Origin of the sequence: Acetobacter persici (assembly GCF_018256955.1) — a bacterium.
GTDB lineage: Bacteria > Pseudomonadota > Alphaproteobacteria > Acetobacterales > Acetobacteraceae > Acetobacter > Acetobacter persici.
In genome coordinates this window covers 95,499-112,759 of record NZ_JAERKU010000007.1, presented here as the reverse complement: position 1 = coordinate 112,759, position 17,261 = coordinate 95,499, and the positions used below count along the sequence as shown (strand labels likewise).

General features: G+C 54.0%; 17 protein-coding genes and 1 tRNA gene. 7 read left to right on the top strand and 11 right to left on the bottom strand.

All coding sequences use genetic code 11. The annotated features are described in order from the left end of the window. The first annotated feature begins 834 nt into the window (after nt 1–834). Both JK199_RS09840 and JK199_RS09835 read left to right on the top strand, forming a co-directional pair. A complete protein-coding gene (locus JK199_RS09840) occupies nt 835–2,046 on the top strand; it encodes an AAA family ATPase (RefSeq protein WP_212375538.1) in 1,212 nt (403 codons plus the stop codon). Further along, nucleotides 2,036–2,500: a hypothetical protein gene (locus JK199_RS09835; protein ID WP_212375536.1), complete on the top strand. Its 465-nt coding sequence runs from the start codon at nt 2,036–2,038 to the stop codon at nt 2,498–2,500. The genes JK199_RS09840 and JK199_RS09835 overlap by 11 nt, the downstream gene beginning before the upstream one ends. 859 nt (nt 2,501–3,359) lie before the next feature. Here the strand turns inward: JK199_RS09835 and JK199_RS09830 are convergent. The 7 genes from JK199_RS09830 to JK199_RS09800 form a co-directional block, all read right to left on the bottom strand. Next, nucleotides 3,360–4,175, bottom strand: a complete 816-nt coding sequence (locus tag JK199_RS09830; protein WP_212375534.1) for an abortive infection family protein — start codon at nt 4,173–4,175, stop codon at nt 3,360–3,362. A gap of 9 nt (nt 4,176–4,184) precedes the next feature. Beyond that, on the bottom strand, nt 4,185–6,356 hold the full coding sequence (locus JK199_RS09825) for a DNA methyltransferase (protein WP_212375531.1): 2,172 nt from the start codon (nt 6,354–6,356) through the stop codon (nt 4,185–4,187). Then, nucleotides 6,353–7,177, bottom strand: a complete 825-nt coding sequence (locus JK199_RS09820; RefSeq protein WP_212375529.1) for a hypothetical protein — start codon at nt 7,175–7,177, stop codon at nt 6,353–6,355. Before JK199_RS09820 ends, JK199_RS09825 begins: the two co-directional genes overlap by 4 nt. Before the next feature lie 258 nt (nt 7,178–7,435). After that, the gene (locus JK199_RS09815; RefSeq protein WP_212375527.1) at nt 7,436–7,819 is read right to left on the bottom strand and encodes a type II toxin-antitoxin system VapC family toxin; all 384 of its coding nucleotides are present in this window, start codon (nt 7,817–7,819) and stop codon (nt 7,436–7,438) included. Next, nucleotides 7,816–8,112, bottom strand: coding sequence for a type II toxin-antitoxin system Phd/YefM family antitoxin (locus tag JK199_RS09810; RefSeq protein ID WP_212375525.1), 297 nt, complete (start codon nt 8,110–8,112; stop codon nt 7,816–7,818). Before JK199_RS09810 ends, JK199_RS09815 begins: the two co-directional genes overlap by 4 nt. A gap of 70 nt (nt 8,113–8,182) precedes the next feature. Next, on the bottom strand, nt 8,183–8,452 hold the full coding sequence (locus tag JK199_RS09805; RefSeq protein ID WP_061507240.1) for a hypothetical protein: 270 nt from the start codon (nt 8,450–8,452) through the stop codon (nt 8,183–8,185). 17 nt (nt 8,453–8,469) lie between these two features. Further along, complete coding sequence (locus tag JK199_RS09800) at nt 8,470–8,931, bottom strand: hypothetical protein (protein WP_061507239.1); 462 nt, start codon at nt 8,929–8,931, stop codon at nt 8,470–8,472. Between the two features lie 207 nt (nt 8,932–9,138). On the opposite strand from JK199_RS09800, the gene JK199_RS09795 reads away from it, so the two are divergent. The 3 genes from JK199_RS09795 to JK199_RS09785 all read left to right on the top strand — a co-directional run bounded on the left by JK199_RS09795 (nt 9,139) and on the right by JK199_RS09785 (nt 11,632). Next, nucleotides 9,139–10,476 (top strand): MobA/MobL family protein, encoded by a 1,338-nt coding sequence (locus JK199_RS09795; protein ID WP_212375523.1) that lies wholly within the window; start codon nt 9,139–9,141, stop codon nt 10,474–10,476. Between the two features lie 189 nt (nt 10,477–10,665). Beyond that, entirely contained in the window at nt 10,666–10,887 is a 222-nt protein-coding gene (locus JK199_RS09790) for a hypothetical protein (protein WP_212375522.1), read from the top strand. A gap of 121 nt (nt 10,888–11,008) precedes the next feature. Continuing rightward, nucleotides 11,009–11,632: a hypothetical protein gene (locus JK199_RS09785; RefSeq protein ID WP_244985050.1), complete on the top strand. Its 624-nt coding sequence runs from the start codon at nt 11,009–11,011 to the stop codon at nt 11,630–11,632. Nucleotides 11,633–12,389: 757 nt separating this feature from the next. On the opposite strand, the gene JK199_RS09780 is transcribed toward JK199_RS09785, so the two are convergent. From JK199_RS09780 to gatC, 4 genes are all read right to left on the bottom strand, one after another. Then, nucleotides 12,390–12,479, bottom strand: a tRNA-Ser gene (locus JK199_RS09780). Between the two features lie 137 nt (nt 12,480–12,616). Beyond that, nucleotides 12,617–14,071: an Asp-tRNA(Asn)/Glu-tRNA(Gln) amidotransferase subunit GatB gene (gatB, locus tag JK199_RS09775; RefSeq protein ID WP_212375518.1), complete on the bottom strand. Its 1,455-nt coding sequence runs from the start codon at nt 14,069–14,071 to the stop codon at nt 12,617–12,619. Further along, nucleotides 14,068–15,552, bottom strand: coding sequence for an Asp-tRNA(Asn)/Glu-tRNA(Gln) amidotransferase subunit GatA (gatA, locus tag JK199_RS09770; RefSeq protein WP_212375516.1), 1,485 nt, complete (start codon nt 15,550–15,552; stop codon nt 14,068–14,070). The genes gatB and gatA overlap by 4 nt, the downstream gene beginning before the upstream one ends. Then, nucleotides 15,552–15,839 (bottom strand): Asp-tRNA(Asn)/Glu-tRNA(Gln) amidotransferase subunit GatC, encoded by a 288-nt coding sequence (gatC, locus tag JK199_RS09765; RefSeq protein WP_061490245.1) that lies wholly within the window; start codon nt 15,837–15,839, stop codon nt 15,552–15,554. The genes gatA and gatC overlap by 1 nt, the downstream gene beginning before the upstream one ends. 75 nt (nt 15,840–15,914) lie before the next feature. On the opposite strand from gatC, the gene ruvX reads away from it, so the two are divergent. Continuing rightward, nucleotides 15,915–16,382, top strand: a complete 468-nt coding sequence (ruvX, locus tag JK199_RS09760; protein WP_025829096.1) for a Holliday junction resolvase RuvX — start codon at nt 15,915–15,917, stop codon at nt 16,380–16,382. A gap of 145 nt (nt 16,383–16,527) precedes the next feature. Next, entirely contained in the window at nt 16,528–17,109 is a 582-nt protein-coding gene (locus tag JK199_RS09755; protein WP_212375514.1) for an endoglucanase, read from the top strand. Nucleotides 17,110–17,261 lie beyond the last annotated feature (152 nt).

The following is a 17,261-nucleotide window of genomic DNA, read 5'->3' as shown; positions in this document are numbered from 1 at the left end:
TGTTCCCGGCGAGCATGTGTCTGTCGTCCGTTCGACATGACACCTTAGCTATCTTGATACACTTTCTGGTTTATTTTGCTCTGTGTCGGGAGGCTGATCGCCTTCGCTACGATTGCGTTGCCTGAATGGATAGCCGCTTTTGTGGATCTGAAACCAGATTCTGGCCGGTCTCCAGCGTGCGCCTCTACCGACGCACGAGGCGCAAGGTCAACGTCCTCTTGTGACAGCAACAAGTCATCCGCTCGGGCCGCTGAGAATGGCAAGAATATCCCAAACGTGGTCTATCACGACTTGCCTGACAATGTCGGCTTTCGGGCACCCGCCACTATCACTTTGATGCCTGCCTTGTAGGCGTAAGCAGACCCTTGCGTTGATAAAAACGCGATCGCGTTTTGTAACCTAATTAAGGGATTTTTTCGTATCAATAAGGAACATTCGCATAATTAAGGGTATCAATAACGTGCTGAAATGTCGGAATATTGACTAACATAATTAAGGAATTTCGACACACGCCCTATGAATACATCTGCAAAATATGGACTTCAGAACCAGATCGATTCATCATCAACCCACCCCATCAAACCCCGGGACTAAACACCTAGATCGCTGCAGAAGGTTGGCGCACCTTTTCTTGATTGCTTCATCATGGCAACCCGCTAAGAATGAAAAGCATTCATACCATAATTGTTGATTGATAATATTTTTTATTCATGTCAAAAAATTATGTGTTCTGGTCGATTGCACAATAGGAAATGAGTTTATGGCAAGCCTAAAAAAATAATATTAGTACAGAAAATATAAAAGTAGAATAAATCATATAGTGAAAGGATTCTTATGCAAAAGTTAGAGATAAGAGGGTTCCTTGGTATTAAGGAAGCAGACATTATCATTGATGGACTTACGGTCTTAATAGGCCCCCAAGCATCCGGGAAAAGTATTATTGCAAGACTTTTTTATTTTTTTAATGAATATTTTTCGGATTTTGACGATCTAGCTCTTATGAAAAACGAGCACAAAAAAACATATGACAAAAGGAAAAAGGATACATTTTCTCAATTATTTCCTCCTTATTCGTGGGAAGGTGAGACTTTTGAAATAAAATTTGAACGACACCCTCATAGTGTGAAAATATTTTCCAAAAAAGGGAGTTCAAGCATAGAATTACAAACATCAGAAAGTGTCGCACAGCATTTTAGAGAATTAAAGAGAAAATTCAGTGAATTTGCTAAGTCTATAGAGGAGCAAGACGGCAACAAGACGATACCTTTGGCTAAATCGAAAATAATAAGACATTTTCGTTTTATGAAAGAAGAGTTGAATGTCGACACGTATGGTCAAGCTCTATTCGTACCTGCTGCTCGATCTTTTTATGCCGCCATTAGGGAAGAAATATTCTCCATACTATCAATAGATGAAAAAATAGATAAAATAATTATACAGTTTGGAGAATTCTATGAGAGTGCAAAAAATTATATGTCTAGTGATAGTTTCCATAGAATAAATAGCAGAAAATCAGCGAATAACTATCATATTGATTACTTTAATAGTGTTATTCGTGGAAAATATGTACGCATAGATTCAAAAGACTGGATAGAAATGGATCGCGGTAGGATAGAGGTCAGTAAAGCTTCTTCAGGCCAGCAAGAAGCACTTCCTCTGCTGGTGGCGCTGACGCGTTTCCCAAGGAGTGGACGTACTTTAATAATAGAAGAGCCTGAAGCACATTTATTCCCAGATTCTCAAGTAAAAATACTTGAATTTATCGTAATTCAATCCATGAAACGAAACACTGATATATTAATAACTACTCACTCCCCATACATACTATCATCTCTAAATAACAATATTCTAAAAGGCCGCATAAACAGAGATCTTCTAGGATCCATACCTATCGATAAGGTAAAAGCTTACGCGATTCAAAATAAAGTTGCAAAATCTCTAATAGATGAAGAAACACAACTTGTATCTGCTGAATACATAGATTCTGTATCTGAGCATATATCTAAAGAATTTTATGAGCTTTTGGAGAAATTAGATGAGCAATGATATTCTGGATTATAAAAATAGTCCATGCTGTCGAATAGACAGCAATAAATTAGTCAATGAAGAAGAGAATGGAAAAGTATTTTCTATAAGAAATGACGACAAAAAACCAATTATAGTTTGCCGCGTTGATAATTGTTTAATAAGTAGCAACAATGATGAAAAATGTGATTTTATGTTTATTGTAGAAAATGACAAAAAAGAAAAATATATATTGGTAGAATTGAAAGGGAAAGATTATACCAAAGCAGTTCGGCAGATAATAAATACGGCAGAGAAATTAAAATTTTCTTCCTTCGATAAGAGCATCGTTAAAGAGAGTTATATTGTTGGGTCTCCAGCCCCCAAAATGGCAACAACATTTCAAAATGAGTTACTGAAACAGAAAAAACGATTTACAGCAGCAAATATTTCTCTTCCTGTACGGAGAAACAAAAAAATAGAAATATCGTGTTAGTTATCAAAACATTCGATAATTAGGCTCAGGGCTCGTAACCAGAACATAACAGTGCAGCGAGACAGATGGCGAAAAAGAATAGGTGGGGGCATCTGTCATAGCGAATAGCGACACACCTATAGGGTTTTTCGAACCCTCCACATGATAATGAGGCTGCGGCTCTTTTTCGGGACTGATATAGGAAGCTTGGTTTTCGCTGTCTCAAATGGGCGGCACTAGCTGGCTTGATCGATTTGATGAAAGACGCGTTCCAGCTCTCTTTTTGAATAATTCAGCGCACGAAGTTGTCATTTAGGGCCAGGATTGAACCGTACCGGGATTGACAGAAGCCAATCTTGACACACCGCGATCCATGTCCGCTTCGGGAAAGCATAGCGCTGCGCTTTAATGTCCGAAAAGAGGGCGAGAGTTGCCTGTCTGCATTGTCCATGTAGAGCGGACCACCGGTTAGACGACAAGCGCGCTGTCAGCTTAGTGGCTTTTATTGATAATTCCCACTCGATTGTCGTTTAGAACAAAAATATATTTTAAATCAATGTATTGTAAAGCAGTTTCCGTTTGATGCCATGAAAAATACCATCCAACACCAAGGGAGTATTGAGCCAGTATCGTCAGCCTTGACGATACTGGCCAGCCCACCGGTGCGCCATCTACCCTTTTGACAGTACGCGGGGCCAGGTCGCCAGCTCATCGTCGGTGAGACCCTACCAGGATTTTGGACAGTTTCTTGGTAATGACGTGGCTTGGCGGCTAGAACACATGTCCAGCCGCGATCAGTTCGGCCTCGACTTCCTCGGTGATAAAGAACGGTTCGTTCTCATCATGCATGTTTCATGCTGTCACCCTATCAGCTTTCCCGTCAGAACGAGATGCTGTCATCCGACGCCGTGGCTGCTCTGGTTGCCGCTGCCTTGGCCTTAATTCTGGTCTCCAGGGACTTGATGAAACGGATCGAGGCTGCGACGTGGTTAAAGATCAACAGGCTTTCCTCGTAATTGAGGATCGGGTTGTCGTGAGCGAGGCTCTTGTTATTGCGCACATCATTGAACGCCTCCAGCACTGAGATCGAGGACTTCAAGATGCGCTCGGTCATGGCCGATTCGAGGTGGCCACCGTCGCGCAGAGCGCGCACATACTCCCCGAACACGCTGTGCAGCGGCTTATTGCGGTTGATCTCGATGCCATGAGGCTCACAGGCAATGCGCACGAACTTGATAACGAACGTATGCAGCCGATCCAGTGCACCCTCCGGCTGGTTCTTCTCAATGGCTTCGCGGACGTGCTCCGCCACCACCTCAAAGTCACGCTCATCAGCGGTCGCTGCAAGCGCGTCCAGTTCGGCCACGGGCTGGTCACTGAGCAAGCGTTGGGCAATCTTTCGGCAGTCCTCGATCAAAACCGGGTTGCTATCGCCGAAGCAGCTCTCGTCAGTGGCATAGTCGATCAGACCACCAATGACGCGACCGGCAACATAGTTCGCGTCCAGTTCCCAATGTGCGCGCATGCGGTTGGCTTTGGACGTACCCCGCGTACGGTAGCGCTCGGCGTCAATCTCGACCCTGTACTCGTCGAAGAAGTCGCCGAAGGTGCGGTCGGAGAAGTTGAGGACGTACCCGCTGCCCATGCCAAGCAGCTTTTCCAACTTCCGGCGTTCACTCCCGCTGAGGTCTGACATGAGTGCGCCTCACACCGTCGCCAACTCGACCCCGGTCGTGTCCGGCTCATTATCGCCATTCCCGCCCCCTGGACCAACGAGCAGCCGGATTTCCTCCAGATCGATCTTGATTTCCTCAAACCCCAGATCACCGGCAGCTCGCGCGATCAAGGTCTGCGCTGCCCCAATTACGAAGCGATCGCCCGCCGAGATGCGAAGTCCGGCGGTTTGCAGTCGCGCTACCAACGTATCAACGGTCTGGCGCACATCTTGAAGAGCGGGCGACTGGTGCTGAGCAAACGCCTTCTTGCGACACACCAGGATCGCATCAAGGCTGATCGGGTCTTTGGCCGCTGTCTTGGGACTCGCCGCGCGCAGCTCAGCATGAACTGGATGCGCCGCGACCACGGCCAGACCTGCCTTGTTGATCGCCTCATAGATGGCCGCCCACCCCTCTGCGCGCGAGTGGTGGAAGCTAAAAGCCAGCACACCATCATCCTTGAGCACACGACACGCCTCGGTAAATACCGATGCAAGCTGCCGGGCGAACACGCGCGGGTCTTTGTGTTGCACCTCGCCTTGGTCAGACGAGTCCTCGCGGGCCATCCACGGATAGCGCTGCCGCAGCGCAGGGGAGAGCCATGCAAAGAAGAAGTCGCTCAACTCCGAATAATGTACGAAGTCGAAGTAAGGCGGATCAGTCACAACGGCATCCACCGAACCCTCAGGGATCGGGAGCTTTGAGCTGTCGCCATTGAGGATCATGAGGCCATAATCTGAAGCCGCCAGTTCCTGCCAAGTTTCGACGCGCCGGGCGCAGATCGGGTGGCTGGCCACCGTCTTGCGCGAGCCTGCACGGTTACCATCCTGGTCATGGTCGAACGCGATCTCGAACGGTTCATTGAGGTAACGCTTTGCCCGTAACAAGCGAGATTCAAACAGCGTGCTGAACGTCCCGCTGCTTTTGTCAGTGCCCCACACGGAGTTCTCCAGCGGGGTACGCTCAGGCTTGAGGATATGGTTGGAGAACATGTGCCGAACGGCACCTGTCCCCTCACCCTTGAAGCTGCAAAACAGATTGTTAAATTCCAAAGTGCTGGAGAACAAGCACAGCATCTGCTCTTGGATGTCCAGTTCGTCGATGGTCAGAATTTCCCGTAGCAGCAGGCCGAGACATAGCAATTGACGCGCATTGAAAAACTCGCGCCATTGGGTGTAATTATAACCTCGCGCTTGGTCGGTGTTGTGGCCCGAACGAACAGAGGTTTCCGGCAGCGGCAGCACCTCGGTTGCGAGGCGCTCCTGGGCCTCCACGTAGAGGGCCAAGTCCTCATCTCGCACTGGCAAATAGACTTTTGATCCATCAGCACGCAAGGCCATCATCGCGTACATGCGATGAGCGGGTGGCATGCCATTCTTGGGCAGCAACTCCTTGATGCGATAGCGCTGGCCGCTTTTCGTGGTAACGTACTGACCTGCGGCAGGACCTTTCTGCGGATTGAATTCGTGGCCACAATGCTGACAATGCAGGTCGGTCGCGTCATAACGATCCTCCAGCACGCCCCAGCAGCTAGGGCACACGATCTGCGCTCGCGGTTTTTTCTTCGGGTAGGCGTCCTGCGAAAACACGTAGCGTGACAACAATGGGACGACTTCGCCCTCGGGCGTCGTCACCGTCTTGACCCAGAAGTAGTACAGCACTTGGATCAGCTCGCCTGTCAGAGGATCGCGCGTCTGGTAGTAGTGCCGAATCTCCGGTGCAACATTACGCTCCAGCCGCTCAAACGCGGTGCGCAATTCGGCCTCGGACACCGGCGTGAACGCTTGGCGTACGAGAAAAGTACTAACTGGATTGATGTCGCAGCCAATAGCTTTGGCACCCACCTTAACTGCCTCACCGAGCGTCGTACCGCTACCCATGAAGGGGTCAAGAACAACCTTGCCCGCCAAGTCGTGCGTCTTGTAGAACTGCGCCCAAATGTCGGTGCCAGGCTGGCTCAATGTACCAAGGACGATGCCACGAAATACTGACCCAAGTCGAGTCGCCCACCACTTATGAATGTGATAAATTGGCCGATTGATCTCCTTTCGCCAACTTTCTTGTTCCGCAATTTGGCTGATTTCAACCAACGGGAAGTCGCCCTCCAGCGCGGTCGCAGCGGCGGGAGGAGTGAACCCGATCGTGTCGGCGATGGCGCTCATTCGCATCCGTCTGCAGGCTGGTAGTTCTCGTCCGGCTGCACCGGTGTGCCAGTCATGGCGACAGCCTTGCCAGCCTGCCCCTTGAGCCGATAAGCAACAAATCGGTGCTCATTTCCCTTTTTGGGATTGGGTACGCGATCGGCCTTCAGTTCGTTCGTGCGCAGGTCGAAGTTGTAGCCGACCACCAGTGTTTCGGCTTCGACGCGCGTGAGGCTGCCAACAATCTGGTAGCGATCATCGCCGCCGAAGTCCTCTGGGAGGATCAAGGTCATCAGGCCCGTCGTGCCCTCAGTAAGCGCAAATGGCGTCGGCGCGACGTACATCTTACGGTCGCGAATCATGATGTCGCCGTAGGTACCAAAGCCCTTTACGCTCTTGTTTTTGTGAACATAGTTATGATCGGCGTTGAGGAAGTCGCCGTGGCAAACCACAAGGTCAACCACTGGGTACTGCCTGCATCCGTTGCCCTGATCGGCATAGCCAGATAGGTCAGCCGGGTAGCGGCCGAACACGTAGAAGATTTGGCGCCCGTTGTGGTGTCCGGTCGGCACCTGGCTGTTCGAGTCGTAGTCACGCTCGCGGCCAGGCCATGCAAGACCTTTGATCTCATACCCCTCGGTGTGCTCCACCAAGCAGAAATCCGGATAGGTGTTGCGGCCAGACCCTTCAAAGTGCATCGAGAGACTTTGAAGTCTCTTCTGAAACCAGTTCTGGAAATGAAATTCCTTGTCCTTCGCAGAAACGGATTCGATCAGTTCCCCGCCCTGAATTGCTTGGACGCATTTCTCGAACACGTCGAAAGCGGTTGTCTTCTTGGCCATGTTATCCCTTCAATCAATTCGCTCGGCGGCACCACACCGCAATACTTATAAATCGTTGTTCGTGAAACTCTGTAGTCACGAAGCACTTCGGCTACCCTATGCGTTGATTCATTGACTGAATCAGAACACTGAAAAATTGACGTGTATATTAACACTCATCAACAGCTTCGGCGATCCCACATAGGAACTCCGCGGAGTGTCTAGAAAGCCACCGTTTTCTGGACAACACGCGCAATTTATAAAAAACCAACCGAAGAGCTATGAACAGTAGAGCCTCTCGATTGAGTAATGCGCCGTCTGGCAATCTCCGGACAGAAATGATGCCTGCTCACTTAGTGCCTGTGCCATAAGCAGATGATCAAAGGGATCACGGTGATGCATGGGCAGTCCCATCAGGATTTTCAGGTGCTCGGGGGTAATCTGTAGTAGCGTGAACCCTTCCGCCGGAATCGCATCCGTGATCTCGTTGAGATCTGCATCCAGTTTCCCAATCTGGATTTTGATTGCGATCTCCCAGAGCGAGATAATACTAATCAGAATGTCGCGGGCCGGATCCGCAATAATCTCACGTGCTGCAGGTCCCAGCTTATCGGAATCTGACAACCACCATAGCAACGCGTGTGTATCGAGCAGAATCTTCACAGACTTCCATCCATGCTGTTGAGCATGTCCTGCGGCGTCTGGTCAAAATCATCACTCAGCTTGATCCGCCCGCGCAGCCGACCCGGCTGGCGACGGGGCCGATAGGACGGGGATGGCGGGTGCAGCTCGGCCACGATCTCATCATGGGACGTGACCAGGATCGTACTACCCTGTCGCACCTGACGAAGGTAAGCGGTCAGGTTACCACGGAATTCTCTTACCCCGATTTTCAGCGGCGTACTCTGGCTACCAAAAAGCTGTTCGCTCATGTGACTCCCCCTATGCGTCATCATACCATGTACACACATAGGGAGAGAGCAAACGGCAAATGCAGAAAGACGTCATATGCCTAATGCAGCGTTTTCAGTCGTCGTGCAACCGAAGCTCCAGATGCTTTTCGATTTCCTTCGCAAGGGCTTCCTTTCCTTCGTCAGTACGAAGAATCCTGTCGAACTGGCGAGGTCCAAGAGCCGGAGTCCCTCGGTCAGTAACCAGAAGAAGAAAAAAATAGTCCTCTGGCATGAGAATCCGAATTTGGGCGCATAGAAGGTAGGAGGTTGGTGTACCTTCAAACTTGATCGTCGTCTGCTGGATGCGTCCCTGGCTATCCTCGAAATAGACGAAATATCTCATGGCTTTGGCTTCCCGGCCTAGGATTGACGTTTCTTCTTCTCCTTGGCGATGATCTCTCGCGCATGCTCCAGATAGGACTCGGATATATTGGGGAATGGATTTTTGGGGTCGGTTCCGGCCAGTCTTTCTTTCACCATGAGTAGTGCCGCGAGCAGGCGCTCTCGATTGCCTTCAGGCAATTTGGCCGCCCGGACTGTGGTTCCCAGGAGAACAAGCTTGTGTGCTCTTTGCGCGCGTGCCCGATCGTCAAAGCGTTTTTCGACTTTTGCTGCACGGGCAGCAGACTCGCGAGCATCAGCGCGAAGACGTTCGGCCTCAAGAAGGGCGAGCAGAGTTTCCTTATCGATCGATGTTAATTCGGTGAGCGCTAGAATTTCCCTGATTTTTCTGCGACGGCCCTTGAGCACCGAAATATCAGCGGCCGCAATTTCGGCGATGAGCGCCTGATTTTTTGGGTGTCCCCAATTATTCTGAGCCACTGGATCGTCCTCCGAACGGAAAGTGATTCGCATCCCTATTTTACCAGTGATCGGTGAAATTAAATCCGAAAAGGCACGCTAGTGACTTGATAAAATCCTCCCGCCTTCGGCTCCGGATTTGATAAAGTCGCGTGATGAGGGAAACCCCCATACCCCGGCCTGCGGCATGTCAGCATTTTGTGTCTTTTTATCTTCGGAATGAGGCCCATGGAAACGACAGCGCACTTCCATTTCCGGATTAAAAACTTCGGCCCGAGAGCCCTGAGCGATCGCTTGGATTACATTACCCGCATGGGAGCCTCCCGAGATCGGGAGGATCTTGTCACCGTTGAGTCCGGCAATCTTCCGGCTTGGGCGACCTCCGCCAGGATGTTCTGGGATGCGGTGGAACGGCGGGAAACCGGCAACGCCGCCGACTCATTTATTCTCTCCGTGCCACGCAATTTGAGTCCGGAAGCCATTGCGAGACTTCGAGAGCGCTTCGGCCAGACGCTAGCCCAGGGCCGTCCCTATACACTTGCCGAACATTGTGATGTTGCCGGTGACTATGAAGAAAACCGCCATTTCCATGCCCTGGTGAGCCCGCGAATGCTCGACAGCTTCAACCGACCGGAGGCCCAGTTCTTTACGCGTTATCGACCAAAACATCCGGGAGGGGGAGGCGCACGCAAGAACACACGCAAGGGGCCGAAAAAGGAACGCGAGCAGATCGTCTTCGGCATCCGTGAACGATGGGCGTCCGAACTCAACCGGGAACTCGAAGCTGCGGGTCTGCCCCCAGTCGACCCGAGATCTCTGAACGACCAGGGGATCGACCGGAAACCGATCAGGCGTCAAAACCCCGAAGCCCTCGTCCGCGCCCGTGAGGTCCAGGGCCGGGCACGCGGTGCCGCATTCAAGTTGAGGATGGCCGCGAAACAGGCGGAGGCGCGAGCCGACGCCATAGTCATGATACGCGAGACGCCCCTCCAGGCAAGAACGCGCTGGGATCATCAGGACGAGTTCGCGCGTATGCTGGACAAGGTTCGCCGCAAAAAAGCGGTGGAACTGGCCAGACAAACGAAGGAACGGGTCGCTCAGTCGACACGCGGTGACGACGCCGTCGTTCTTCAGGCCAGAGAGCGGGCTCAGGCATTGTTCGATGCACGTCTGAGGCGCCCCGAGGAGCTCGAGCGCCTGATCCGGCATTACGGTTGTGCATCCCCTGGCGCCGCCACGCTCCGCATCAACATGCCGCAGCGGATCGGTGCCGTCATTCCGGAGGTTCTCATGGGCTCAGTCCATATTCCGGACCCCAGGATCTACAATCACGTGGTGGTGGGGCACGTCGCGATCGAAAGCCTGGCCCGGAACCTATCACGCGCCTCCCGGACGACGATCGAAGAGACGCTCAAAATCATTGTTCATCATGGGCTCGAACCCGTGCCCGACCGACGGGCTGTCAAGAATGCGCAGCAGGGACGCGATGCCGTATCGAGAGCGCAGGATGAAATCGAACGGCAAGCCGCCACAGGAAAAGCCAGAGGATGGAATATGGATTTCTGATTTCGGGATTTTTTATTCCTGTATTGCGGTCGTTCTGTATGACGGCCTGAGCGGTGTTTCGAGGGTTCTTGTCTTTTCTCGTCGTGAGGTCTCATACCCGTAATTCCCCAGAGGATTTGTTGTCTTCTGGAGTGTATCGGTCGTGTGGGTGTGAGCCTCATTCTTCCAACATCGAATGAGAAAATCTTCATGTCTCAACACATCATCTTATCGTCCCGCGTGGAAGCGGACATCATGCAGATCGCCGCATTGCACGGTCTTCTGGATTTCGCCCTCAGCGAATGCCTCGCTGGTAATGACGCCGACGGCACGGTCCTCGAAGGGGCCGTCGTGCTGACGCGCCACATCCGTAAGAAGTTCAGGCACCTGACCAGCGCACTCCTGAGCTGTGATGCCGTAAAGCGCGACTGAGCGCTTCACGCCAGACCGACGGCAGGCTGCCGTCACCTTCTTGTCTTCCCTTACAATTCGCGCGTTTTTGCATCGGGCTCATGGACCCGAGGGAGACGTGCGCCGTTTCTGGACTATCGTCATGATCAACGACCACCTGAACAATGCCCTTCCAAACTGGGTCTCCCGCAATCTTTTCCGCGACGAGGATCTGGACCGCTATGCTGCTCTGTCAAAGGAGCTTCTCGTCACGCCGACGCAACAGATGCTCGAGTTCTGCGGTGGCGGCCACGCTCTGGTCGACCGCTACAGCCGCGACAAGCCTCTGTGGAAGGCTTTCCGTCAGGCCGTGACCCAACGCCATCCGACGCTGCCGGCCTGGCAGGGCGACGTCCGGATCAAAGGCTATCGCATTGAATCCATCGTCGAACTCGCCGTTTATCGCCGGATCGAGCGCATCTGTCCGCAAGCGGTGCGCGTGATGGTTCAGCCGCCTGTCAGAGAGAGTGTTGTCCAGGCGCGAGCCGACTTCGGGCTCTATGTCCGAGGGAAACCCACGTTGTATGTCGAAGTGGTCGGCACCGTCACCCGTGACGGACGCTCGGTCTCAGAAGACGCCGAAGGCCTCCGCAACGCTATCGAGGAACGCCTGCTCCGCTATGTCGGGATAGCTCCGGTCGAAATCCTTCACATTGATGAGGTGTGTGATCCTGCCACCCTGACGGCGCGTTTAGGTCAGGCTTTTGCTAGGGCTCAAGCCTTGTGAGCGCCTAACCTCAGTGAAGGCAAACGGGGGCGTGCATCAGGACAAGCCCCCGTCGGCTCCGGGTCAATGATGGAGCATGATGAATCGTATTAGCAAGGCCGCAGCGATCAGATAGAAAATGAGTGTCTCCAGTGCCACTGGAAGAGGCTGGGAACAGGCCCGACCGCGACGCGTTGAACCGCAAGGTCCACCTGATTCCATATCAGGGACATCCGCCCGGACCACCAGCTTGAGGACGTCCGCCAGAAGGAAGAGCGTTTTCCGGCCGAACTTGTATTTCGGGAGGAGCCCCTTGGCGACGTATCGGTCAACCGTCGCAACGTCGCATCGCAGATAAATCTCTGCTGCCTCGAGCCGGGTGATAAAGCGCCCCAGTAGGCCAGACGTCTGTATGTCGTGCACCGCATGCACTCCTCAAGCCATGACGGTCGACCATCGACCGTCTTGTCGAACCACCTTGCCGAGGAGCTGGGGTGATTGGAGCTGGGGCTGTCTTGGGGAGGACGTTTGCCCTCGGTCACGAGGGACTATGCTATGTTCTGTCGGGATGGGGGAATATTAAACGAAAAGGCTCCTCAGCGCATTCTTGTTTTGTTCTATCAGAACACGCGGCGTTTTGCCAACAAAAATCGTTCCGACACGGTTTGAGGCCGCCCGACGCTGCAGGAAACCGCAAACCATAAGGTGGGATGGATGATGGGAGCGTAAAATAAATCACTCGCAACACACTGATTTGTTTGATGTTTTTTGATTATGTTGGCGGAGGGGATGGGATTCGAACCCACGATACGGTTACCCGTATAACGATTTAGCAAACCGTCGCCTTCAGCCTCTCGGCCACCCCTCCGCAAGAAGAGTATGAAGTGTACACGACGTTTGCAGGGACGCTTTTAGGGGGTTCTGAGCATTCCGTCAAACCCCCTGAAAGACTTATTTGCAGGATATTTTAACCCCCTGCAAAAATTTTACACCGGGCTGTGGCCCTCAGGCGTCCAGCTTGGACTTAAGAGCGCCATTCACCAGCGCGGGGTTGGCTTTCCCCTTGGTTTCCTTCATCACCTGCCCGACAAAAAAGCCGAACAGCTTGTCCTTCCCGGAGCGATATTCAGCCACTTTATCCGCGTTTTTGGCCATAACGGCGTCAATCGCGGCATCAATCACGCCGGTATCCGTCACCTGACGCAGGCCTTTTTTCTCCACGATGGCATCCGGGCTTTCACCCGTTTCCACCATGTCTTCAAACACCTCTTTGGCAATTTTGCCGTTGATGGTGCCGTCCGCAATCAGGTCCAGCATCTGGCCTAGCGCTTCCGCGCTGACAGGGCTGGTTTCAATGGTCTTGCCAGTGCGGTTCAGAGCAGCGAACAGATCCCCCGTTACCCAGGACACAGCCAGTTTGCCATCCCGCCCTTTGGCCACGGTTTCATAAAAATCCGCCACAGACTGTTCAGCCACCAGCACACCCGCATCATAGAACGGAATGCCGTAGTCAGACTGGAAGCGGGCGCGTTTGGCATCCGGCAGTTCCGGCAGAGCCGCTTTGAGCGCATCCACCCAGTCCTGTTCAATCACCAGCGGCAGCAGGTCCGGGTCCGGGAAGTAGCGGTAATCATGCGCATCTTCCTTGGAGCGCATGGTGCGCGTCTCACCCCGGGCAGCGTCAAACAGGCGGGTTTCCTGATCAACCTCGCCGCCATTTTCCCAGATTTCAACCTGACGGGCGGCTTCCACCTCAATGGCCTGCATAACAAAGCGGATGGAGTTGACGTTCTTGATCTCACACCGTGTACGGAACGGCTCACCCGCCTTACGCACGGACACGTTCACGTCCGCCCGCATGGAGCCTTCTTCCATATTGCCGTCACAGGTGCCCAGATAACGCAGGATCTGGCGCAGCTTGCGCAGATAGGCCCCGGCTTCTTCCGGTTCACGGATATCCGGTTCACTGACAATTTCCATCAGCGCCACACCGGCACGGTTCAGGTCCACCATGGATTTGGTGGGGTCCTGATCATGGATCAGCTTGCCGGCATCCTGTTCCATATGCAGGCGCGTGATGCCGATTTTCCGGGTTTCACCGCTGGATAGCTCGATTTCAATCGTGCCCTCACCCACAATCGGGTGTGCGAACTGGCTGATCTGATAGCCCTGCGGCAGATCGGCATAGAAATAGTTCTTCCGGTCAAACCGGCTTTCCAGATTGATGCGGGCATTCAGCCCCAGTCCGGTCCGCACGGCCTGCGCCACACATTCCCGGTTGATCACCGGCAGCATGCCCGGGAATGCGGCGTCAATCAGACTGACCTGAGAATTCGGGTCCGCCCCGAAGGTGGTGGAGGCACCAGAGAACAGCTTGGATTTGCTGACAACCTGTGCGTGGACTTCCAGCCCAACCACAATTTCCCAAGACCCGGTTTTGCCTTCAATCACGTAGCTCATACGCCTGCCTCCGCATGCAGGGCGGGCTTGTGGGCAAAGCCCGCAGCCGCTTCCAGCGCGCCGCCCACGGACAGCACGGTTTCTTCATCAAAATGCCGGCCAATAATCTGCAACCCAAGCGGCAGACCTCTGGAATCCAGCCCGACCGGCACGGACATTGCCGGAACCCCGGCCATGCTGGCGGGCACGGTGAAGATGTCATTCAGATACATCTGCACCGGATCATCCATATTTTCACCCTGCGCGAAGGCAGCACTCGGGGCAGTGGGGGTCAGCAGAACATCCACCTGCTCAAACGCCTGCACAAAATCCCGCTTGATCAGGGTGCGGACTTTCTGGGCCTTCAGATAATAGGCATCATAATACCCGGCAGACAGCACATAAGTGCCCATCAGGATACGGTTACGCACCTCCGGACCGAAGCCTTCCGCGCGGGTGCGCTCATAAATGCCATCCAGCGTGGCGGCATCCTGACGCTCACCGAAGCGAATTCCGTCATACCGCGCAAGGTTGGAGGAGCACTCAGCAGGGGCAATAATATAGTACGTAGCCAGACCATATTTGGTGTGCGGCAGAGACACATCGACTACCTCACACCCGGCCTCACGCAGCCAGGCGATGCCCTGCTCCCACATTTTGGCAATTTCTTCCGGCATACCGGGCGCGCGATATTCCGCAGGGATGCCGACCCGCAGACCTTTTACGCTTTTGCCAACCGCTTTGGAAAATTCCGGCACGGGGCGGTTTGAGCTGGTGCTGTCTTTTTCATCAAAGCCAGCCATGGCTTCCAGCATCAGCCCGGCATCGGCCACGCTACGCGTCATCGGGCCAGCCTGATCCAGAGAACTTGCAAAGGCAATGGTGCCCCAGCGGCTGCACCGGCCATAGGTCGGCTTCAGCCCGACAATCCCGCAGAACGCCGCTGGCTGACGGATAGAACCGCCCGTATCCGTACCGGTTGCGGCCAGCGCAAGGCCAGCCGCCACAGCAGCGGCGGACCCGCCGGAGGAGCCGCCGGGCACCAGAGCGGCATCATCACCCTGACGCTTCCACGGGTTCAGCACCGAGCCGAACGCGGAGGTAATGTTGGCGGACCCCATGGCAAATTCATCAAGGTTGGTCTTGCCCAGAAAGACCGAACCCGCCTCCAGCAGGCGCGCCGTCACGCTGCTTTCATACGGCGGCACGAAGTTGGCCAGCATCTTGCTCGCAGCGGTTGTCTTGACACCTTTAGTGCAGAACAGGTCCTTCACGCCCACCGGCAGGCCGTCCATCAGCCGCGCAGCGCCACTGGCGTAACGGGCGTCTGCGGCATCGGCCGCGGCCAGAACGTCCTGCTCCGGCAGCACCGTAATATAGGCATTCAGCTGCGTGTTCAGGCGGCCAATGGCGTCCAGATGCGCCTGAGCAAGCTCACGGGCAGAAAATTTACGGGCCGCAAGCCCCGCGCGCGCTTCAGTCAGCGTCAGTCCGGTCAGCATTATTCAACAACCTTGGGTACTGTGTAGAAGGGGCCGGATTTTTCCGGCGCGCAGGAGAGGATGGCGTCCCGGCAATTGCCGTCCGTCACCACGTCGTCCCGTTGGCGCAGCGCCTCAGTCTCGGTGCCCACCATGGGGGGCACGCCCTCAACATCCACCTCGGAGAGCTGATCAACCCAGCCCAGGATGCCGTCCAGCTTCTGGCGGACAGTTTCAAGCTCAGCATCTTCAAGGCCGATGCGGGCCAGTTTTGCAATACGTCGGGTGGTCGCGAGGTCGAGCGACATGAAAGCAGACTCTCTTCAGCTATGGAGGAAAAAAGCCCTAGCATAATCGGGCGCAAGGCAACATACCGTGCAGACATGGCTCTGTTCAACCTTACCGACCTCGCCGCCACTCTGGCCCGTGATGACCGCCTGCTGGGCATTGACCCCGGCCGCAAGCAGGTCGGGCTGGCGCTGTCCGATGTCTCCCGCATGGTGGCAACCCCGCTGGAGACCGTAAAGCGCGGCAAGCTGGGCGCCATGGCGGAGCATATCCGCGCGCTGGCGGCAAAGCATGGCATTGGCGGCATGGTGGTGGGCATTCCGCTCTCGCTGGATGGCACCTTCGGCCCCGCCGCGCAGGCCAGCAAGGACTGGGCGACTGCTCTTTCTGAACAGACTGGCCTGCCCGTGTGCCTGTGGGATGAACGGCTCTCCTCCTCTGCCGTCAACCGGATGCTGATTGAGGAAGCTGACCTCTCACGCAGCAAACGCAATGAAGTCGTGGATCAGCTCGCCGCAGCCTATATCCTGCAGGCAGCTCTGGATTGCATTCCCCGCACCTGACGAAACCTTCTGGCAGTTCAAGACGTTACGCCGTGAGGACTGAAGCGAGGTCACGCTCTGCCCCGGCATGGGCTGATCTCATATTTGCCATAAAGCCACGGCAAGACATTTGTAACGTAGCGAAAATCGTATGGAGGCTATTTCAATGACGTTTGCGACATTCCGGACCGCCCTGACCACAATGCTGGGGGCTGCGGCCTTCACCCTCACCCTGCCCGCAGCCCATGCTGAAGAACAGGGCGCCGTGAACCGGGCATGGAACGACACACGTCAGGCAACAGATAACGCGTGGGATAAAACCAAAAGCGGGTCTGAGAAAGCCTGGGACAAGACCAAGCAAGGCACCAGCAACGCTTGGGATAAAACCAAAAGCGGGTCCGAAAAAGCCTGGGACAAGACCAAGGACGGCACCAGCAACGCCTGGGATAAAACCAAAAGCGGGTCCGAAAAGGCCTGGGATAAGACCAAGGAAGGCACCAGCAACGCCTGGGATAAAACCAAAAACGGGTCCGAAAAGGCTTGGGACAAGACCAAGGAAGGCACAAACAACGCCTGGGATAAAACCAAGAGCGGGACTGAGAAAGCCTGGGACAAGACCAAAGAAGGTACGTCTGACGCCGCAAAATCCACCAAAAACTGGGGCAAACGGACAGGCAAAGCTATTGGTAACTGGGGCGATAAAGCCGGAAAAGATATCAGCAACACCTTCTCTGGTGACAGCAAATAACAGCACTGAACGGGGCAAGGTTTTCTTGCCCCGCCTTTGTAAAAAACCCCGCTCTCCTCAGGAGGCGGGGCTTTTTTACAAAATGGCTAAACGACCCGGCTATGGCTCAGACCACTCCCCGGCCACGCACCATTCACGCAACATTAAAGACA